This window comes from Zobellella sp. An-6 (assembly GCF_052487945.1).
On sequence record NZ_CP199259.1, the window covers coordinates 1,157,133 to 1,176,635 of the forward strand.

A 19,503-nucleotide genomic window follows, 5' to 3' on the forward strand; every position below is an offset into this window, starting at 1 on the left:
TTTCCATCAGGCAAATCATGACGCAGCCGGAGGGGCTGAGTGGCGATATCTTTCGACAAGGCGTTCGGCGTTCACCAACACGCCCTGGTAGCGCGTTCCCAACGCGCCGAGCTATTGGCCGGCAACCTGGCCAATGCGGACACGCCCGGCTATAAAGCCAAGGACATGGATTTTCAGGCGGCGCTCAGCCAGGCCCAGAGCAGCCAGAATTTTTCGCTGAACCGCACCCACCTGCAACATTTTGCCGTTGAACTGGCCCCTCCGGGTACGGTGCAGTTTCGCGTGCCGACCCAGCCGGATACCGGGGACGGCAATACCGTGGACGTGCAGGCCGAACGCAACGGCTATATGGAAAACGCCTTGCAGTATCAGGCCTCCCTGGAGTTCCTCAACAGTAAGATCAGCGGCCTGCTGAAAGCGATAAAAGGAGAATCAATGTGAGCCTGTTCAAGGTGTTTGATATATCCGGGAGCGCCCTGAGCGCCCAGTCGGTGCGGCTGAACACCACCGCCAGTAACCTGGCCAATGCCGACAGCGTCAGTTCCAGCATCAACGAGACCTACCGGGCCCGCAAGCCGGTGTTTGCCGCCGATCTGGATCAGGCGCTGGCGGACCGTCAGGAAAGCGTCGGCGTCAAGGTTTTGGGGATCGTTGAAACCGACAAGCCACTGCAGAAAGAGTTCCGGCCCGATCACCCGATGGCGGACGCGGAAGGCTTTATCTACAAGCCCAACGTGAACGTGGTGGAAGAGATGACCGACATGCTGAGTGCGTCGCGCAACTACCAGACCAATGTGCAGGTGGCGGACGCCGCCAAGCAGATGCTGCAGCAGACCCTGCGTCTGGGTAAGGGGTAACGGGCCATGCAGGTCAGTAACGACTATCTTGACGGTCTCAAATGGCCGGGAGAGCAAAGTGCTGCCGAGAAGGCCGCCGACAACAGCCGGGCCAAGCTGGAGCAGGAGGATTTTTTTGCCCTCCTGACCCAGCAGTTGGCATATCAGGATCCCTTCAAGCCGGCCGACAACTCCCAGATGATCTCCCAGATGACGTCCTTCTCCACCGCCGATGGCATCAATAATATGACCCAGCAACTGGCGGGTTTAAATGAAGTGATGACCTCCAACCAGGCGCTGCAGGCCTCCAGCCTGGTGGGACAGAAGGTGCTGGTCCCCAGCGATCTGGCCTATTGGGACAACACCGAGCCCGTCGATGGCATTGCGGTCGTCGGGGAGGGGGCCCAAAACGTGCGGATCCGTATCGAAGATGAAAAAGGTCAGCTGATCCGGGACATTACCCTGGACGGCGCCCAGAAGGGCAATGTGCCCTTTACCTGGGACGGGCTGGACAACAAAGGCCAGCCGGCCGCGACCGGCCGTTATCGGATAAAGATCAGTGGGCTGGTCGGCAGTCAACGCGAGGAGCTTAACGCCCTCGCCTTCGCCAAAGTGGACAGTGTGACCCTGGGCAGTGCCGATAGCCCGACCCTGGTCAACCTGTCGGGACTGGGTGGCTTGCCACTGAATCAGGTTTTGGAAATTGCCAGCCGTAAAGCGGCGTAAGGAGATAAGCAATGTCTTTTAATATTGCCCTGAGCGGCGTTAATGCTGCGCAAAAAGATCTGGATGTCACCGCCAACAACATTTCGAACGTCAACACCATCGGCTTCAAGGAATCCCGGGCCGAGTTTGCCGACGTTTATGCCAACTCCATCTTCGCCAACGCCAAGACCCAGACCGGAAGCGGCGTAAAAACCGCCGCGGTGGCGCAGCAGTTCCACCAGGGAGCACTGCAGTTCACCAATAACTCGCTGGACATGGCGATCAACGGCAGCGGCTTCTTTGTGGTTTCAAACGAGCTGGGCTCTCTCGATCGCAGCTATAGTCGGGCCGGTGCCTTTCGCCTGGACGATCAGGGCTATGTGGTCAATTCCCAGGGGCATTTCCTGCAGTCTTTTGTGGCCAATACCGATGGTACCCCTACCGGCCTCTCCCTGGCCGCCACTCAGCCGTTGCGGATTCCCGCCAAGGTCGGCAACCCGACGGCGACCACCACCGTCGACTTAAGCGTCAACCTGCCCGCGGGCTCGCCGGTGATCACCGAGGCCTTCGATCCCGGAAACTCCAGTACCTACTCCTCATCCACCTCGACGGTCATCTACGACTCTCTGGGGGAAGCTCATACCCTGACCCAGTATTTCGTTAAGACGAGCGTGGCCGACTCCACTGCGGGCACCGACAACGAATGGGAAATGCATGCCTACGTGGATGGCAACGACGTCTTCGATGCCCCTTTGCAGCTGGTTTTTGACGAGAATGGCGCCCTGACCTCGAACGCCGACAAGCAGACGGAGGCCTTCGCCTTTTTGAGCAACGGCTCCAACCCCGGCCAGCAAGTCGACATACGGCTGGGCGAAGTGACCCTGTTCGCCTCTTCGTTTGAAGTGTCGTCCATGGAGCAAAACGGCTCTACCGTGGGCCGTCTGACCAAGGTGGATGTGGGCACCGATGGCCTGGTCAGGGCCACCTTCAGTAACGGCACCACCGAGAACCTGGGGATAGTCGCCCTGGCCCGTTTTTCGAACGAACAGGGCCTGACCCAGGTGGGGGATACCCAGTGGCGGGAGTCCGTGCTGTCGGGTGAAGCGCTGGCCGGCCAGCCGAATACCGGCGTATTCGGCTCGGTGTCGGCGGCGGCCCTGGAGCAGTCCAATACCAACCTGACCAACGAGCTGGTGGATCTCATCACCGCTCAGCGCAACTTCCAGGCCAACTCCCGCGCCCTGGAGGTGAACAGCACCCTGCAGCAGACCATACTGCAAATCCGGTAACACAGGGCGGAAGCTGGAAGCCAGAAGCTGGAAGAAATCCCCGGAAATGGAAAACCCGAGTCACGCCGGTGACTCGGGGCTTGCAACCACCAAGCTCCTTCACCATCATCCTTCCAGCTTCCAGCTTCCAGCTTCCAGCTTCCAGCTTCCAGCTTCCAGCTTCCAGCTTCCAGCTTCCAGCTTCCAGCTTCCAGCTTCCAGCTTCCAGCTTCCAGCTTCCAGCTTCCAGCTTCCAGCTTCCAGCTTCCAGCTTCCAGCTTCCAGCTTCCAGCTTCCAGCTTCCAGCTTCCAGCTTCCAGCTTCCAGCTGGCATTTTTCTTGCATTAATTTTGATCATTACCCGCTCAGCCAACGAACGGAGCTGAAATGGATCACCTGCTTTATATCGCGATGTCGGGCGCCAAGGAAAACATGCACAGCGTGGCCCTGCGCGCCAACAACCTGGCCAATGCCAACACCACCGGCTTTCGGGCGGATCTGGAGCAGGCCCGTTCCATGCAGGCCTTCGGCGAGGGCTTGCCGACCCGGGTCTTTGCCATGGCGGAAAGACCCGGGCAAGATTTTGCCGCCGGCCCCATTCAGGCCACGGGTCGGGAACTTGACGTGGCCATCGCCGGCGACGGATGGCTGGCGGTCGAGTCGAAGGACGGCTCCGAGGCCTATACCCGCTTTGGCAGCCTGCGGTTGTCGCCGGAAGGCCTGCTGCAGACCAACACCGGGCTGAACGTGCTGGATGACGATGGTGCGCCCATCTTCTTGCCGCTGCCCCTGGAAAAGCTCGAGATCAACAAGGACGGCACCCTCTTTGCCCGGCTGGAAGGGGAGCCGGCCAACGGCGGCGAGGAATTGCAGCGAATCAAGACGGTGCTGCCCAACCATGCCGATATCGAGAAGGGGCTGGACGGCCTGTTTCGACGCAAGGACGGCGAGGCAGAGCCGCCTTCGGCCCAGGTGGAACTGATTGCCGGCGCCCTGGAGGGCAGCAACGTCAACCCGATCGCCGAAATGACCCACCTGATCGATTTGCAGCGGCGCTTCGAAACCCAGCTCAAGATGATGAGCCACGCCGAAGAGAACGACAAAGCCCATGCCCAGCTGCTGCGCATGGGCTAAAGGAGAGCAAGATGAACCCCGCACTGTGGATTAGCAAGACCGGCCTCGACGCCCAGCAGACCAACATTTCCGTTACCTCCAACAACCTGGCCAACGCCAGCACCGTCGGTTTCAAGAAGGGACGGGCCATCTTCGAGGATCTGCTGTACCAGAACATCCACCAGCCCGGTGGCCGCGCCACCGCCGACACCGATCTGCCTTCCGGCCTGATGTTGGGCGCCGGCTCCAAGGTGGTGGCCACCCAGAAGACCTTTACCCAGGGCAGTGTACAGACCACCGACAACGCGCTCGACATCATGATCGATGGCCGTGGTTTCTTCGAGGTGCTGCTGCCCGACGGCAATGTCGGTTATACCCGCAACGGCCAGTTCGCCCTGAACGATGAAGGCATTATCGTCACTCCCGGCAACGGTTATCCGCTGCAACCGGAAATGCAGATCCCGGAAAACGCCCAGAGCATCAGCGTGGCCACCAACGGTGAAGTGTCGGTGCAACTGGCCGGCCAGGCGGAAGCCCAGGTCATCGGCCAGATAGTGGTGACCGACTTCGTCAACCCGGCCGGCCTGCAGCCCAAGGGCGAGAACCTCTACCTGGAAACCCAGTCGAGCGGGGCGCCGCTGCAGGGCATTGCCGGGGCCGACGGCCTGGGCACCCTCAAGCAGGGCATGCTGGAAACCGCCAACGTCAATGTGACCGAGGAACTGGTCAACCTGATCCAGGCCCAGCGGGTGTACGAGATGAATTCCAAGGTGATTTCCACCGTGGATGAGATGCTGGCCTACGTGAACCAGCAGCTGTAAGTGAGGAACGGGTAATGCGTATCCTACTGGTCCCGGTGCTCGGTCTGCTGCTGTCGGCTTGTGCCTCCACCCCTTACACCCCCAGGCCCGATGACCCGGCCTATGCGCCGGTGATCCCCAGTACCCAGCAGGAAATGCTGGAACCGAATGGCGCTATCTACCAGGACTATTACGCCAACAATCTCTACTCCGACATCAAGGCGCATCGGGTGGGAGACATCATTACCATCGATCTGACCGAGTCCACCCGGGCCCAGAAACGGGCTACCACCCAGCAGGGCAAGGACTCCAGCGTCAATATCAATCCGCTCAGCCTGGGCGGGCGCCCGGTGAGCATCGGCGGCTATCCGATTGAGGCGGAGATGTCGAGCGGCAACGAGTTCAGCGGCGATGCCAACAGCAACCAGAGCAACAGCCTGCAGGGCAGCATCACGGTGAGCGTGGCCCAGGTGCTGCCCAACGGCAACCTGATGGTGCAGGGAGAAAAATGGCTGATGCTGAACACCGGGGAAGAATATGTGCGCCTGACCGGCATGATCCGGCCCCAGGACATCGGCGCCGACAACAGGGTGGCGTCCACCCGGGTGGCCGATGCCCGGATCTACTACGGCGGCACCGGCGATTTTGCCAATACCCAGAGCCGGGGCTGGCTGGCCCAGTTCTTCAACAGCCCCTGGTTTCCGTTTTAAGGACGGCTGGAAGCTGAAAGCTTGAAGCTGGAAGAAAAGCCACTGTGCTTGCGGGCCGGGGGCCGTAGGGTCGAATTTATTCGACTACCGGACCGAATGGATTTGTCCAACAGTACTTATGCCCTTTGAGGGAGTGAATTGATGAAATCATTTACCGCTTTGCTGATGAGCCTGCTGTTGCTGCCGGCCCTGATGACGCCGGCCCAGGCCGCGCGTATCAAGGACATCAGCTCGGTGGCGGGGGTGCGCGCCAACCAGCTGGTGGGCTATGGCCTGGTGGTGGGCCTGCCCGGCACCGGCGAACGCAACAACGCCTTCGCCCAGCAGACCTTCCGCACCATGCTCAACAACTTCGGCATCACGGTGCCGGAGAACATGAGGCCCAAGATGAACGACGTGGCGGCGGTGGCGGTGCATGCCGAGTTGCCGCCCTTCTCCAAGCCGGGCCAGACCATCGACATCACCGTGTCCGCCATCGGCGAGGCCAAGAGCCTGCGTGGGGGCACCTTGCTGCAGACCTTCCTCAAGGGGGTGGACGGCCGGGTCTATGCCCTGGCCCAGGGCAGCCTGGTGGTGGGCGGCCTGGGTGCCGAGGGCGCCGACGGCTCCTCCATCATGATCAACACCCCCACGGTCGGCCGCATCCCCGGGGGCGCCATGGTGGAGCGGGAGGTGCCCAGCTCCTTCGCCCGGGGCGATACCATTACCTTCAACCTGCACCGGCCCGACTTCACCACCGCCAAGCGCATGGCCGAGGTGATCAACGATCTGGTGGGCCCCAACAGCGCCCAGGCGCTGGACGCCACCTCGGTGCAGGTCTATGCCCCCCGGGATCCCGGCCAGCGGGTGAGCTACCTGTCCACCCTGGAAAACCTGACCTTGGAGGTGGCGGACGAGGCGGCCAAGATCATCGTCAACTCCCGCACCGGCACCGTGGTGATCGGCCAGCAGGTGCAGTTGAAGCCGGCGGCCATCACCCACGGCGGGCTGATCATCACCATTTCCGAGAACATGCAGGTGTCCCAGCCGAATGCCCTGGCTGGCGGTGAAACCGTGGTGGTACCCAATTCCACCATCAATGTGGAGCAGCAGGATGGCCGCATGTTCAAGCTGGATACCGGCACCACCCTGGACGATCTGGTGCGGGCGGTCAACCAGGTGGGGGTAGCCCCGGGGGATCTGGTGGCCATACTGGAGGCCCTGCGCCAGGCCGGTGCCATTCAGGGCGAGCTGGTGATTATCTGACGCCTTCGGCCGTGAGCTGTAAGTGGAGTCGGCCGTATATATCGTCATGCCCGCGCAGGCGGGTATCCAGGGGCAGGCGGCGCCGGGCCCGACGAGGGACGTCGGTGGACACCATGGACTCCCGCCTTCGCGGGAGTGACGGAGTAACTGCGGGAATGACGGAATAACCGCGGGAATGACGGTGACTGGCCTGTTGGCTCTAATTTATTGGACCAAAAAGGCCCGGTCGATTGAAATCGACCCTACGAAGGGACTGGCCCGTAGGGTCCAATTTATTGGACCAAAGAGAGTTGGTCGATTGAAATTGACCAAAAAGGCCCTGGTCTAACCAAAGCAAACGAACGGATTGAAAGGTATGAAAGGTATCGACTCGTTTCAGAACAGCCTGCTGGCCAACGATCTGCAGGGGCTGGACCGGCTGCGCCAACAGGCCTTCGAGGATGACCGCGGCAAGGCGCTGGACCAGGCTGCGCGCCAGTTTGAAAGCCTCTTTACCCAGCAGCTGTTCAAGTCGATGCGCGAGGCCAACAAGGTGTTCGAGGCCGAGGGTCCCATGAACAGCCGCTACACCGAGTTCTACCGGGATATGCACGATCAGCAGATGTCCGCCGAACTGAGCAAGCGCGGCAGCCTGGGGCTGGCCGATCTGGTGGTCAAGCAGCTGGGGGGGGGGGATGAGGCAAGCCGTGCGTCCCAGGCCCGCCATTTTGATCTGGCCGAGGTGCGCCGGGTCAGCGGCAAGGTGGTACGCCCGCCCAAGGCTGGGCCTGATGAGGCCGCGGCCGAGCCGGCCAGGCCGCCGCTGCGGGCCGCGGCGGAGGAGGCCACCCCCGCGGACAGCGTTACCCACAGTGCAAGCCGGCCCTTCCGCTCACCCGAAGACTTTGTCAGGCGGCTGCTGCCTGCCGCCACCGAGGCGGGCAGGAAGCTGGGGCTGGCGCCCGAGGCGATGATTGCCCAGGCGGCGCTGGAAACTGGCTGGGGCAAGAAGATCATCGGCAGAAAAAATGGCGATTCCAGCCATAATCTTTTCGGCATCAAGGCCGATAAAAGCTGGCAGGCGGAAAAAGCCTGGGTCAACACCCTGGAGTACGAGCAGGGGATAGCGGTGAAAGTGCAGGCGCCATTCCGGTCGTACGCCTCCTTTAACGACAGCTTTAACGACTATGTGCGGTTTCTGCACGACAACCCTCGTTACAGCAAGGCATTGCAGCAAACCGGCTCGCCCCCGCAGTATTTCAAGGCGCTGCAACAGGCCGGTTACGCCACCGACCCCAGGTACGCCGATAAATTGACGTCGATTTTCAATACCGTGACCCGATTGGTATCACCAGCATAAGGATGCACCATGCCCGTTGACATGTATCAAACCGGAGTGAGCGGCCTGCTGGCGGCACAGGCGCAACTGGCCACCACCGGCCACAACATCGCCAACGTGAATACCGAAGGCTTCAGCCGCCAGCGGGCGGAGCAGATGACCACCATGAGCCTGTTTTCCGGTGGCCATTTCTATGGCACCGGCACCAGGGTGACCGACGTGACCCGGATGTATCAGGAGTATGCCTTTCGGGATGTACTGGTCAACGGGACCGAAAAGGCGGGGGCCGAAGCGCTTTACAATCACCTCACCTACCTCGACAAGACCATGACCAACGCCAATGCGGGTATCGCCTCCAGCCTGGACGACCTGTACGGCGCCATCAACGCCGTGGTGGACAACCCCGGCAACCTGGGCAACAGGGAGCTGATGCTGGCCAACGCCACCGACCTGGTCAGCCACTTCAACGAGTTCTACAGCGCCCTGGATCAGGAAACGAACATCAAGAACCGGGATATCGGCTCCCGGGCCGGTCATGTCAGCTCCCTGGCGGCGGGCATTGCCGAGCTGAACCAGCAGATCCTCAGTGCCGGCCAGAACGGGACGCCCAACGATCTGATGGATCAGCGGGACAGGCTCATCCAGGCGCTGGGCAAGGAAGTGCAGATCACCACGGTGAAGGACAGCCAGGGCATGGTTTCGGTGATGCTGGGTGGGCGCGAGCCCTTGGTGGCCGGCAATCAGGCCTTTACCCTGGAAGCCAGGGCCGGCTCGCCGGACCCGCAGCAGACCGAGTTGTATCTGGTCAATCCCAAGCAGCCCGACGTTGCCACCCGCATCAAGGGTGGCGAGCTTGGCGGGGAGCTAGGCGCCCTGTTCAGCTACCGAGACCAGGTGCTGGGCCCGACCCTGAGCGACATGGGCAAGGTGGCCCTGGCCATTGCCGACGCCTTCAACGAGATACAGCGCCAGGGGGTGGATCTGAATGGCAACCCCGGCCTCGACCTGTTCAACGACATCAACGACCCCGTCGCCCAGAGCCGGCGCTTTTACGGCGACAACGCCAATGTGTCGGGGGCGGTGGAGATCACCGATACCGGCGCCCTGAGCGGAGGGGAATACCAGCTTAAATACCAGGCCAACGGTGACTACCTTTTTACCGACGTGGCGAGCGGCAAGCAGTTTACCGTGGCCGCCGCCGATGTGGTGGCGGGTGCCGGTAGCAGCGTGGAGATTACCCCCCCGGGCCTGGGCTTTACCCTTACCCTGAGCGAGCCGCCCAATACCGGCGACAACATGCAGGTAAGGCCCAGCCGGCAGGGGGCCAGCGATTTCAGGGTGAACCTGAACACCGGTGATCAGATTGCCGTTTCCGGTAGCCTGATGGTGGTGCCCAACGGCGACAACACCGGCACCGCCAAACCCGGCGTTTCCCTGACCGACGGCGCCCCGGCCCTGGCCGCGACCGATTATCCCCTGACCCTGAGAGTGGAAGACGATGGCGCCGGCGGCCTGGTGTACAACGTGCTCGACCAGGGCGGCGCCAGCCTGTTCAGCGGGGTGCCCGATGCCGACGGCAACATTGCCTTCAACGATGTCCAGCTCAGCCTGAACGGCGACGCCGAGTTGTTCGACCAGTTCCAGATCAAGACCGCCGCCGGCTCGGGCAACAACGCCAATGCCCTGGCCTTTGCCGAGCTGCAGAACAGGAAATGGCTCAACAACGGCAAGTCCACGGTGACCGACAGCCTCAACCAGACCGCGGTGGCCATCGGCAGCATGACCTACAACCAGAAGGTGAAGGCCGAGGCGGCGGGGGCGGCCTATGACCAGTCCTACGATCGCATGCTGTCCGTGTCGGGGGTGAACCTGGACGAAGAGGCCGCCAACCTGCTGCGTTTTCAGCAGTCCTACATGGCGGCCGCCCGGGTGGTGTCGGTGGCCTCCGAGACCATGAACACCTTACTGCAAATACGCTAAGGAGCCGTGATGCGGGTATCCAGCTTTCAATTTATCCAGCGCAACCTGAACAACATCAGCGGTCGCACCTTCGAGGCCAACCAGCAACTGGCGCAGATGTCGTCCGGCAAGCGGGTGCAATATGCCAGCGACGATCCGGTGTCGGCCAACGGCATCCTCAACTACAAGCAGGAGCTGCGCAAGCTCGATCAGTACCAGAACAATATCAAGCTGGCCGAAAACCGCCTGCGTCGGGAAGAGTGGGCCCTGGGGTCCGCCGAAACCCTGACCCAGCAGGTAAAGGAAATCATGCTGGGCGCCAATAACCCGGCAATGACCCAGCAGGAGCGCGACGCTTTCGGCGTGGAGCTGCAAAATCGTGTCGACGAACTGCTGGATTTGGCCAACACCCAGGATGAATTCGGCCAGTATATTTTTGGCGGCTTCCAGACCGATACCGCGCCCTTTACCCGCCAGCCCGACGGCTCCGTGGTGTATTCCGGCGACAGCGGCCAGCGCGACATGACGGTGGGCGACAACGTCAAGGTGGGGCTCAACCACGACGGTGAGCTGGTGTTCGGCGGCGTACCCAATCCGCGCGGCGACTTTACCGTACGCTATGATCTGGTCGACAACGATCGCAGCGATCATCTGCGGGTGGAGTGGGCCCATATCGATGACAAGGCCGCCTTTACCGACGCTCATCCCTACACCCTGAGCTTTGCCGATGGCACCACCCCCGGTGAACTGGAGGTCACCATCACCGACAAGGACGGTAATGCCAGTGTCCCCGTGGCCTATCAGCCGGGAACGCCGCTGACGGTGGACGGGGTGGAAATCACCATCAAAGGGGAAGCGGCCGCCGGTGACGAGATCACCCTGTCGTCCACGGTAAGCGACGGCACCGGCCAGGATCTGCGCGATGTGTTCGAGGTGCTGAACCGGGCCAAGGACTGGCTGGCCAGTGATGGCCATAATCCCACCGGCCAGAGCGAACTGATCGACGTGCTGGACGAGCTGGACGCCATGGCCGGCCACTTTACCCGGGTGCGGGCCGACACCGGCAACCGCATGCAGCGGCTGGACAACCAGAAACTCACCCACGAAGACATGACCCTGACCCTGGAAAAATTGCGCGGCGGCATGGAGGATCTGGACTACGCCAAGGCCACCGGCGAGTTCAGCCAGACCATGGTGGCGCTGCAGGCCACCCAGAGCATGTTCGGCAAGGTGCAGAGCATGAGTTTGTTCAACTATATCTGATGCGCAGGCGTCCAGGAGCGAATTTATTCGACCTAACCGGGTGCCACGTTTTCGTTCGCTCCGCTGTTCCGCGTGGGGGCGAAAATAAAATATACCCATCTGCGTGGCCGCAGCATGACCCATAAGTCCGGTGATACACAATTGCAAAGATTGGCCTGTACCATTGCAATGGCGGATAAGGACGTGAGGACGCGGCTGCCGGTCCCTTCCCCTGCCTTTGTTGCCTGTTCAGAGAGGTGAAGCGATGAAAATTGCGGTTGTGGGCGCCGGCTTTGTCGGCCTGGCCAATGCCATGTTGCTGGCCCAGCATCATGAGGTGGTGCTGCTCGACATCCTTCCGGAGAAGGTCGCGCTGCTGAACGATCGCTGCTCCCCCCTGCAGGATCCGGACATCAGCGATTTTCTCCAGCACAAGGCCATCAACTTCCGGGCGACCACCAGCAAGGAAGAGGCCTACCTCGGCGCCGAGGTGGTGATTATCGCCACTCCCACCGACTACGACCCGCAAAGCAACCATTTCAACACCCGCAGTGTGGAACGGGTGGTGGGAGAGGTGATGGCCCTCAACCCGCGAGCGCTGATGGTGATCAAGTCCACCGTGCCGGTGGGCTTTACCCGGCGCCTGCAAGAACACACCGGCAGCGGCAATATCCTCTTTTCACCGGAGTTCCTGCGCGAGGGCAGGGCATTGCACGACAACCTGTACCCCTCCCGCATCATAGTGGGCGAACAATCGGCACGGGCGGAGCGGTTCGCCCAATTGCTGCTGCAGGGCGCGGTAAAGAAGGATGTGCCCGTGCTTTATACCAACAGCACCGAGGCCGAGGCGGTCAAGCTGTTTTCCAATACCTACCTGGCCATGCGGGTGGCCTACTTCAACGAACTGGACAGTTACGCCGAAAGCCATGGCCTGAGCAGCCGCCAGATCATCGAAGGGGTCTGCCTGGATCCGCGCATCGGCCACCATTACAACAACCCCAGCTTCGGCTATGGCGGCTACTGCCTGCCCAAGGACACCAAACAGCTGCTGGCCAACTACCAGGACGTGCCCAACAATCTTATCCGGGCCATAGTGGAGGCCAACACCACCCGCAAGGATTTTATCGCCAACGCCATTATCAGCAAAAATCCCGGCGTGGTGGGCATTTACCGCCTGGTGATGAAGGCCGGCTCCGACAACTTCCGCGCTTCCGCCATCCAGGGGGTGATGAAACGGATCAAGGCCAAGGGCATAGCGGTGATAGTGTACGAGCCTGCGCTGCAGCAGGATGAATTCTACCGCTCCCGGGTAGTGAACGATCTCGAAGCGTTCAAGCAACAGGCGGATATCATCATCGCCAACCGGCCCTCGGCGGAGCTGCGGGATGTCGCGGCCAAGGTCTATACCCGGGATTTGTTTGGGAGTGATTCATAGGGGGCATTAGTCAATGAACGACGCCCTGTATAAGTTGGAGCGGACCGTGCGGCAGGCCTGATTTGCGTTAAAAATATATTCGGTGCGCAAAAAAAATTGCTCTAAGGTGCTTTTGCGGAAAAAATATCGTCCATGCGATAAAAATTTTCAGCAGCCTCCCATGATGTTGAACACGAGAGGCAGTAACGGAGATGCACCTTGACCTATGTAGGTTACGTCCACCTGATCCGCTCAACGCCTGTTTATGCCATGGAGCCGCCGGTAGCGGCAGAAGTGCGCACGGTAACGCGCAAAGAGGTGATTGGCAACACCCTGGCCATTCCCGCCAAGCTGGCTCCGGAGCCGCAGGATACACTGGGCCATGTACTGTTTGCTCTTAAGCATGAGGGTATCAACCTTCAGGTATTGTCTCAGGTTCTGCCGCTGATTCCCGAGCCCGAACTGGCTGCGGCCTTTGCCGCCTCACCCAACAGCCAGTATCTGCGCAAGGCATGCTACCTGTGGGAGCACTACACCGGCCAGGCCATATCATCGGCGCTGGAGAACAGTAAGGCCGCCTATGTGCCGCTATTTGATCCCAGTCAGTACATCACTGCTCCGGCTGGCACTCGCAATGCTCGCTGGCGTGTCACTTTCAACGGCTTTGGCAGCCTGAATTACTGCATTAGCGTCAGAAAAACACCGGGGCTTGAAGCGCTGCTGGCCAAGAATTTGCCGCGTCAGGTCAGTGAGTTTACCGAGTCGCTGCCCAAAGACATTCTTAACCGCACCCTGGCCTGGGCTTATCTGCACGAAACCCGGGACTCCTACGCCATCGAGAAGGAGTTGCCTTCCGAAGACAAGGCCACCCGCTTTGTAAACCTGCTCAAGCAGGCTCACACGCCTCGGGAGCTGGACGAAGATTATCTGGTCGAGCTGCAAAATGCGGTGATCAGCAATGTGTTTGCCCTGGCCGCCTCGTTCCGGATTGAGCAAAACTACCTCAGCAACGGCCTGCGGGGAGCCCTGGGGGTGACCTATCTGCCACCGGACCCCGAACTGGCCAGAGAGCTGATGGAAGAGCTGATGAATCTGGCCAATCAGCCGCCGGAGGGAACAGATCCTCTGGTGTTGGCCAGCCTGGTGTCCTTTGCCTTCGTCTTTATTCACCCCTTTATGGATGGCAACGGGCGTCTGTCCCGGTTCTTGTTTCACCAGGTGCTGTGCCAGCAGGGCGCCCTGCAAAATGGCCTGGTGCTGCCGGTGTCTATCGTCTTGCGCCAGAACGAAGGAGAATACTTGTCGGTGCTCCAGGAATTTTCCGAAAAAGCCCGCCGCTTTTGGGATGTGACCTTTGTGGATGAGGCCCAGTACCTGTTCGACTTTAAGGGCCATGAAGCGATTTACCGTTACTGGGATGGCAGCCGCTGTGTGGAGTTTATGGCCCGTGCCGCCGAGCAGGCCATTGAGCAGCACCTGAAGGATGAAACCATTTTTCTGCATCGTTACGATCAGATTTACCGTCTGATAGACAGAGAGTTCGACGTGATGAACAGCGATCTCTCCCGGCTGGTGATGTTCTGCCTGGATAAGCATGGGCGCATTTCAAACAACCGGCGCAAGCAATATCAATATCGGGTGCCGGAAGAAGTATTCGATGCGCTGGAGCAGGCTTACCGCCAGGTGGTGGCGAAAGATGGCCCACTGGAGTGAGCTGCTTTCGCCGGTAATGCCAAGCCCCGATACCGCTCCGTGGCACATACATTGCCGCCATAACCCGGCAGGCCGCCACGGCGGGCGTTACGGCAACAGGCATTGAGCCCATGGTGTGGCGATCTGGCACCGATTGGCGAGCGCGCCTTTACCCCGCAGGGTGGATACCGAGCTGTTGCTTCGTTGAGCACAGTCTTGCCACTGCCCGAGATGAGAGGGTGATTCTGCATTGCCTTTTGCAGCACGGGAGGTTAACAACGGGAGCCAAACCGGCGAAGCGGTAAAGCTGTTTTCCAATACCTACCTGGCCATGCGGGTGGCCTACTTCAATGAACTGGACAGTTACGCCGAAAGCCATGGCCTGAACAGCCGTCAGATCATCGAAGGGGTCTGCCTGGATCCGCGCATCGGCCACCACTACAACAACCCCAGCTTCGGCTACGGCGGCTACTGCCTGCCCAAGGGCATAGCGGTGATAGTGTACGAGCCGACGCTGCAGCAGGATGAATTCTACCGCTCCCGGGTGGTGAACGATCTCGACAAGTTCAAGCAACTGGCGGATATCATCATCGCCAACCGGCCCTCGGCGGCGCTGCGGGACGTGGCGGACAAGGTCTATTCCCGGGATTTGTTTGGGAATGATTGATTAACGGACCCTGTATTCACCGGAAATGATGGCCTGGGCCAGGTTGAGCTAGCTTGGTGCAAGCCGTCACTCGGGCTAAAGATGGCCGACTGGCCGTTTCAAACCAGGGCGTTGTCGCCCGCCGGATGACAGCAATGCTGTTTGCCGCGTTACGTTCCCCCTGCTTCTGGCAGGCACCTGCGATGCAGGGAAGCCGGTGGCTTCGGATGAATTTATAAAGAAACCTGACAACAGGCTGGATTTTCGCTAAAGCTTGCCCCACCAAGGCCGATACTCATCTGTAACCAGGCCGGTTCCGTAGCAGCCAAGACGGTAAAAAATGCTTAAAGTCGTCGCTACCTTCGCCGATAACCTGAACAACAAAGCAACACCGGCATGGCGCCGGAACAAACCTCAACGGAGAGTTTATTATGGCGATTACAGTCAACACCAACGTTACCGGCATGACCGCCCAGCGCAACCTCACCCAGTCCAGCAATGCCCTGGCCACCTCCATGGAGCGGCTGGCCACCGGCAGCCGCATCAACTCCGCCAAGGACGATGCCGCCGGCCTGCAGATCTCCAACCGGCTGAATTCCCAGGTGCGTGGCCTGGGCGTGGCGATGAAAAACGCCAGCGACGGTATCTCCATCGCCCAGACCGCCGAAGGCGCCATGAACGAGTCCACCAATATCCTGCAGCGGATGCGTGATTTGGCTTTGCAATCCGCCAACGGCACCAACTCCGCCGACGATCGCAAGGCGATTCAGAAGGAGGTAAGCGCGCTGCAGAGTGAATTGACTCGTATCGCCGAAACCACCTCCTTCGGCGGCCAGAAGTTAATTGATGGTTCTTTTGGTAGCCGTACCCTGCAAGTGGGCGCTAACTCCAATGAAACTATTGATTTATCATTACGAAATGTTTCCTCCAATGCGATTGGTTCATACCGTGCAGATTTAGCTGTGACTGTTGCCGTTACTGCCGGTTTAGGTAACGCTAAAGGTGGCACTGCTGTACCTGCCAGGGATTTGACCACCGCAGCCATTACCATTAACGGTGAGTCAATAACCCCTAAAGAGGCGACGGCAAAAAGTATCGCCAGCGCAATTAATGGAAAAAGTGGTACTACAAATGTTACAGCTGAAGCAAGAACAGCTGCAGAGCTTACGCTAGCTACTAGCAACACTGACTACAGTTTCAAGCTCAAGGGGGCTGGTAAGGATTCGGATAATCCCGTTTCAATTACCGCTAAAATTGACGATGCGAGTAACCCCACTGCACTTATTGATGCCATTAACGCAAAATCATCTGAGACAGGCATAAAAGCGTCTTTGGATGATGACAAAATAATATTAGTAAGTGAGTCTGGTGATGATATTCAAATTTCAGATTTTGCCGGCGGTACTGGAACACTTCAAGGCTTGGCTTTTGGTCTTGATGATGAAAACAAAGCCATTAAGGCTGGTACTGTGGTTAACCTAACAAACGGTGGTACTACTGACAGTGCCAGGGTTACAGGCACTATAAGGTTGGATTCGGTTGAGTCATTTTCTACCGGTTCAGTTATTGGTGGAGTTGCTGCAACCACATCAGATTTTAAAGCAGTCTCCAAAGTTGACTTGTCAAGTCAAGAAGGCGCACAGTCTGCAATTTCAATCCTCGATGGGGCCATCGGCATGATCGACTCCCAGCGTTCCGACTTGGGTGCCATGCAAAACCGGCTGAACAGTACTATTAACAACTTGGCCAACACCCGTGAAAACGCGGCCGCCGGTATGTCCCGCATCAAGGATGTGGACTTCGCTCAGGAAACCGTGAACCTGACCAAGCAGCAGATCCTGCAGCAGGCCGGTACCTCGATTCTTGCGCAAGCCAAGCAAATCCCGCAGGCGGCACTGTCGTTGCTGGGTTAATGGTTCAAGTACGTTACCGGGGGCTAGTCCCCCCGGTTTTTCGCTGTTTAGCTTAATTTTTTGGTATCAATCCCTCCTGCAAGCTCGGATAATTAAGCTAAACAGCGGTTTCATCAAGGTGAATGTGCACTGGCTGACAAGGTCCAAGGACATAACGATGGATACTCTCTCCTTAACGAAAAAATTACCTGTGCTGACGGCAGACGCTGGCCTAAAGCCCCAGGTCACCATTCATCCGGTCGGTAGTGAAGCCACGCAAACCACCCAGGCGGTACAGGCGGCCGACAAATCTGCGGCTGCGGAGCTGACCCATGAGCAACTGGAACAAATGGCCGGCCAGATGGAATCCTTTATCGGCAGCTTCAATCGCGGCCTTAAGTTCCGGGTGGATGAAGACTCGGGCCGCCAGGTGGTGACGGTGGTGGATAACAACAGCGGTGACGTCATTCGCCAGATCCCCTCCGAAGAGTTGCTCGAGGTGGTCACCCGCCTGGCCGAGGCTACCGGCGGCCTTATCGACGTCAAGGTATAGGAGTACACCACATGGCTGACTTGAAACTCCCGGGGGTGGGCTCCGGCTTTCCCATCCAAAGCTTTGTGGACGCCACCGTGTCCGCCGAGCGGGCACCGAAGGAAAAGATGTTCGCCACCCGGGTCACAAATATCAATGTGCAGCTGTCCGCCTATGGCTCCATGAAAAGCGCGCTCAGCGAATTTCAAAGCGCCTTCAAGCAGCTGGGTGATGAAGAAGCCTTTCAAAAACGTTCCGCCAGCCTGAGCGAAAGCGGCTTTGTCACCGCTTCCGCCGATAAAACCGCCGTGGCCGGCAGTTACAAGCTGGAGGTCAAAACCCTGGCTGAGGCCCATAAACTGGGGGTGGATCAGAGCGTAGCCAGCGAGCAGAAGCTGGGGTCGGGCACCTTTGAATTTACCGTGGATGGCAATGCCTTCAGCGTGGCCATCGACCAAGACAAGAGCACCCTGGCGGAGATTGCCGAGGCCATCAACAACGCCGAGGGCAATACCGGGGTGCGCGCCACCGTGATCAACGACGGCCAGGGCAACTCCTCGCTGGTGATGTTCGCCGAAAAAACCGGCGAGCAAAACGCCATCAGCTATACGGTCACCGGCAATAACGACGGCGACGATGCTGCCCTGGGCCTGGGCGCCCTGGCTGGCTTTACCGAAATCCAGGCCGCCCAGGATGCCACCCTGGTGATCGATAACACCACTACCATCACCAGCCCGACCAACGAAATAAAGGATGCTATCCAGGGCGTGACCCTTAACCTGAAAAAGCTGAACGACACCGAAAAACCCAGCACCACCCTGACCATCGGCTACGACAAGGCGACAGTGGAGAAAAATCTCAAGAACTTTGTCGCCGCCTTCAATAAGGTGATGGGCACCGTCAATCAGCTGACGTCCTACAACCCCGAGACGGAGCAGGCCGGACCGCTCAATGGCGACGGCACCGCCCGCAACCTCTCTTCCCAAATTCGCCGCATGCTGAGCGAGCCGGTGGCGGGGGCGGTGTCACCCATCAAGAGCCTGACCGATCTGGGCATCACCTCCAAAAAAGACGGCACCATAGAGCTGGACGAAGGGCTGCTGAAGAAGCAGGTGGATGAAAACTTCGAAAAGATCGGTCTCCTGTTTTCCTCGGAACAGGGGGTCGCCAAAAAGCTGGACGATATGCTGGAAAGTTTTGTCGGCAAGGAGGGAGTGCTCACCAAGCGGGACACGTCGCTTAACGACCAGCTCAAGAAAATTAGCAATGAACGGCAGGATTTCGCACTCTATATGGAAAAGTACGAAGAACGGATCTACAAGCAATTCACCAATATGGATATCATGGTGGCCCAGCTCAACCAGCAGCTGACCTCGGTGATCTCCGCCTTCGAAAGTATGCCCGATTTCGGCAGTAGCAAACAATGACCGAGCTGGAGCAGCTGGCCGAGCTGGACAAGACGCTGCTGGCCGCCCTGGCCAATATCGATGAACTGGATCAGGACTGGCTGGGTACGCAACTGGCGCTACGGGCCGAGCTATTGCAACAGGTGATTGACCGAGGCGGAGTCTCACCGGAGCAGGCCGCCGAGCTGGTGGCCCGCTCCCACCAGGTGAAGGACGCGGCAGAACAGGCACGGCAATTGCTGGCCGACAAGCTGGCTCAAATGCAAAAGGGCCGCCGTTCGGTGCGGGCCTATCAAAATGTTAAACGTAATCAGGAGTAAGTATGCGCGGTTCTCTCAAAGCCTATAAATCCGTGGCCCTCGATAGCCAGAAAAGCGTGGCCAGCCCTTATAAAGTGGTACAAATGCTGCTGGCCGGCGCGCTGGAACGCCTGGCCAAGGCGCGAGTGGCCATAGAACAGGATAAACCGGCTCAGCGCGGCGAATTGCTGGGCGCGACCATGATGATAGTTGCCGAGCTACGCATGGCACTGGATCATGAAACCGGTGGCGATATAGCGGCTAACTTGGATAACTTGTATGAATTTATGATGGCTGAGTTAGTGCTAGCCAATAGTAGTAACGATATTGAAAAGCTTGAGTCAATTAGTCAGTTGCTACGAGAAATTAAAGAAGGTTGGGATGTTATTCCAGTAGAATTACAAGAATAATCAATAAGATAGGGTT

19 protein-coding genes and 1 pseudogene are annotated in these 19,503 nt (G+C 59.1%); 19 read left to right on the forward strand and 1 reads right to left on the reverse strand.

The genetic code is table 11. The features are described 5' to 3' along the window. The first annotated feature begins 39 nt into the window (after nucleotides 1–39). From flgB to flgE, 4 genes are read left to right on the forward strand one after another with little or no spacing between them, the layout of a single operon-like run. Nucleotides 40–441: a flagellar basal body rod protein FlgB gene (flgB, locus tag ACT7DK_RS05310; protein ID WP_445397038.1), complete on the forward strand. Its 402-nt coding sequence runs from the start codon at nucleotides 40–42 to the stop codon at nucleotides 439–441. After that, on the forward strand, nucleotides 438–857 hold the full coding sequence (flgC, locus tag ACT7DK_RS05315; protein ID WP_445397040.1) for a flagellar basal body rod protein FlgC: 420 nt from the start codon (nucleotides 438–440) through the stop codon (nucleotides 855–857). Before flgB ends, flgC begins: the two co-directional genes overlap by 4 nt. Before the next feature lie 6 nt (nucleotides 858–863). Continuing rightward, nucleotides 864–1,562, forward strand: coding sequence for a flagellar hook assembly protein FlgD (locus ACT7DK_RS05320; RefSeq protein WP_445397042.1), 699 nt, complete (start codon nucleotides 864–866; stop codon nucleotides 1,560–1,562). Between the two features lie 11 nt (nucleotides 1,563–1,573). Next, entirely contained in the window at nucleotides 1,574–2,830 is a 1,257-nt protein-coding gene (gene flgE, locus ACT7DK_RS05325; RefSeq protein WP_445397044.1) for a flagellar hook protein FlgE, read from the forward strand. Between the two features lie 105 nt (nucleotides 2,831–2,935). Here the strand turns inward: flgE and ACT7DK_RS05330 are convergent, their stop codons facing one another. Continuing rightward, nucleotides 2,936–3,154: a hypothetical protein gene (locus ACT7DK_RS05330; RefSeq protein ID WP_445397046.1), complete on the reverse strand. Its 219-nt coding sequence runs from the start codon at nucleotides 3,152–3,154 to the stop codon at nucleotides 2,936–2,938. A gap of 42 nt (nucleotides 3,155–3,196) precedes the next feature. Between ACT7DK_RS05330 and ACT7DK_RS05335 the strand changes: the two genes are divergently transcribed. The 15 genes and pseudogenes from ACT7DK_RS05335 (at nucleotide 3,197) to fliS (ending at nucleotide 19,487) form a co-directional block, all read left to right on the forward strand. After that, nucleotides 3,197–3,943, forward strand: coding sequence for a flagellar basal body rod protein FlgF (locus ACT7DK_RS05335; protein WP_445397048.1), 747 nt, complete (start codon nucleotides 3,197–3,199; stop codon nucleotides 3,941–3,943). A gap of 11 nt (nucleotides 3,944–3,954) precedes the next feature. Further along, the gene (flgG, locus tag ACT7DK_RS05340) at nucleotides 3,955–4,743 is read left to right on the forward strand and encodes a flagellar basal-body rod protein FlgG (protein ID WP_445397050.1); all 789 of its coding nucleotides are present in this window, start codon (nucleotides 3,955–3,957) and stop codon (nucleotides 4,741–4,743) included. Between the two features lie 20 nt (nucleotides 4,744–4,763). Further along, nucleotides 4,764–5,432, forward strand: a complete 669-nt coding sequence (gene flgH / locus ACT7DK_RS05345) for a flagellar basal body L-ring protein FlgH (RefSeq protein WP_445402279.1) — start codon at nucleotides 4,764–4,766, stop codon at nucleotides 5,430–5,432. Between the two features lie 141 nt (nucleotides 5,433–5,573). Further along, nucleotides 5,574–6,677, forward strand: coding sequence for a flagellar basal body P-ring protein FlgI (locus tag ACT7DK_RS05350; RefSeq protein ID WP_445397052.1), 1,104 nt, complete (start codon nucleotides 5,574–5,576; stop codon nucleotides 6,675–6,677). Nucleotides 6,678–7,032: 355 nt separating this feature from the next. Next, entirely contained in the window at nucleotides 7,033–8,016 is a 984-nt protein-coding gene (gene flgJ / locus ACT7DK_RS05355; RefSeq protein WP_445397054.1) for a flagellar assembly peptidoglycan hydrolase FlgJ, read from the forward strand. 9 nt (nucleotides 8,017–8,025) lie between these two features. Beyond that, complete coding sequence (gene flgK / locus ACT7DK_RS05360) at nucleotides 8,026–9,975, forward strand: flagellar hook-associated protein FlgK (RefSeq protein WP_445397056.1); 1,950 nt, start codon at nucleotides 8,026–8,028, stop codon at nucleotides 9,973–9,975. 9 nt (nucleotides 9,976–9,984) lie between these two features. Then, on the forward strand, nucleotides 9,985–11,217 hold the full coding sequence (gene flgL, locus ACT7DK_RS05365) for a flagellar hook-associated protein FlgL (RefSeq protein WP_445397058.1): 1,233 nt from the start codon (nucleotides 9,985–9,987) through the stop codon (nucleotides 11,215–11,217). Nucleotides 11,218–11,461: 244 nt separating this feature from the next. Then, nucleotides 11,462–12,631: a nucleotide sugar dehydrogenase gene (locus ACT7DK_RS05370; protein ID WP_445397060.1), complete on the forward strand. Its 1,170-nt coding sequence runs from the start codon at nucleotides 11,462–11,464 to the stop codon at nucleotides 12,629–12,631. Between the two features lie 198 nt (nucleotides 12,632–12,829). After that, nucleotides 12,830–14,323 (forward strand): Fic family protein, encoded by a 1,494-nt coding sequence (locus ACT7DK_RS05375; RefSeq protein ID WP_445397062.1) that lies wholly within the window; start codon nucleotides 12,830–12,832, stop codon nucleotides 14,321–14,323. Between the two features lie 262 nt (nucleotides 14,324–14,585). Next, a pseudogene (locus ACT7DK_RS05380) lies at nucleotides 14,586–14,969 on the forward strand (UDP-glucose 6-dehydrogenase); the annotation flags it as partial. A gap of 410 nt (nucleotides 14,970–15,379) precedes the next feature. Beyond that, nucleotides 15,380–16,861: a flagellin gene (locus ACT7DK_RS05385; protein ID WP_445397064.1), complete on the forward strand. Its 1,482-nt coding sequence runs from the start codon at nucleotides 15,380–15,382 to the stop codon at nucleotides 16,859–16,861. 157 nt (nucleotides 16,862–17,018) lie between these two features. Next, nucleotides 17,019–17,393 (forward strand): flagellar protein FlaG, encoded by a 375-nt coding sequence (locus ACT7DK_RS05390; protein ID WP_445397066.1) that lies wholly within the window; start codon nucleotides 17,019–17,021, stop codon nucleotides 17,391–17,393. 11 nt (nucleotides 17,394–17,404) lie between these two features. Continuing rightward, entirely contained in the window at nucleotides 17,405–18,799 is a 1,395-nt protein-coding gene (fliD, locus tag ACT7DK_RS05395; protein ID WP_445397068.1) for a flagellar filament capping protein FliD, read from the forward strand. Beyond that, nucleotides 18,796–19,098 (forward strand): hypothetical protein, encoded by a 303-nt coding sequence (locus ACT7DK_RS05400; RefSeq protein ID WP_445397070.1) that lies wholly within the window; start codon nucleotides 18,796–18,798, stop codon nucleotides 19,096–19,098. The genes fliD and ACT7DK_RS05400 overlap by 4 nt, the downstream gene beginning before the upstream one ends. A gap of 2 nt (nucleotides 19,099–19,100) precedes the next feature. Next, entirely contained in the window at nucleotides 19,101–19,487 is a 387-nt protein-coding gene (gene fliS / locus ACT7DK_RS05405; protein WP_445397072.1) for a flagellar export chaperone FliS, read from the forward strand. The last annotated feature ends 16 nt before the right edge of the window (nucleotides 19,488–19,503 follow it).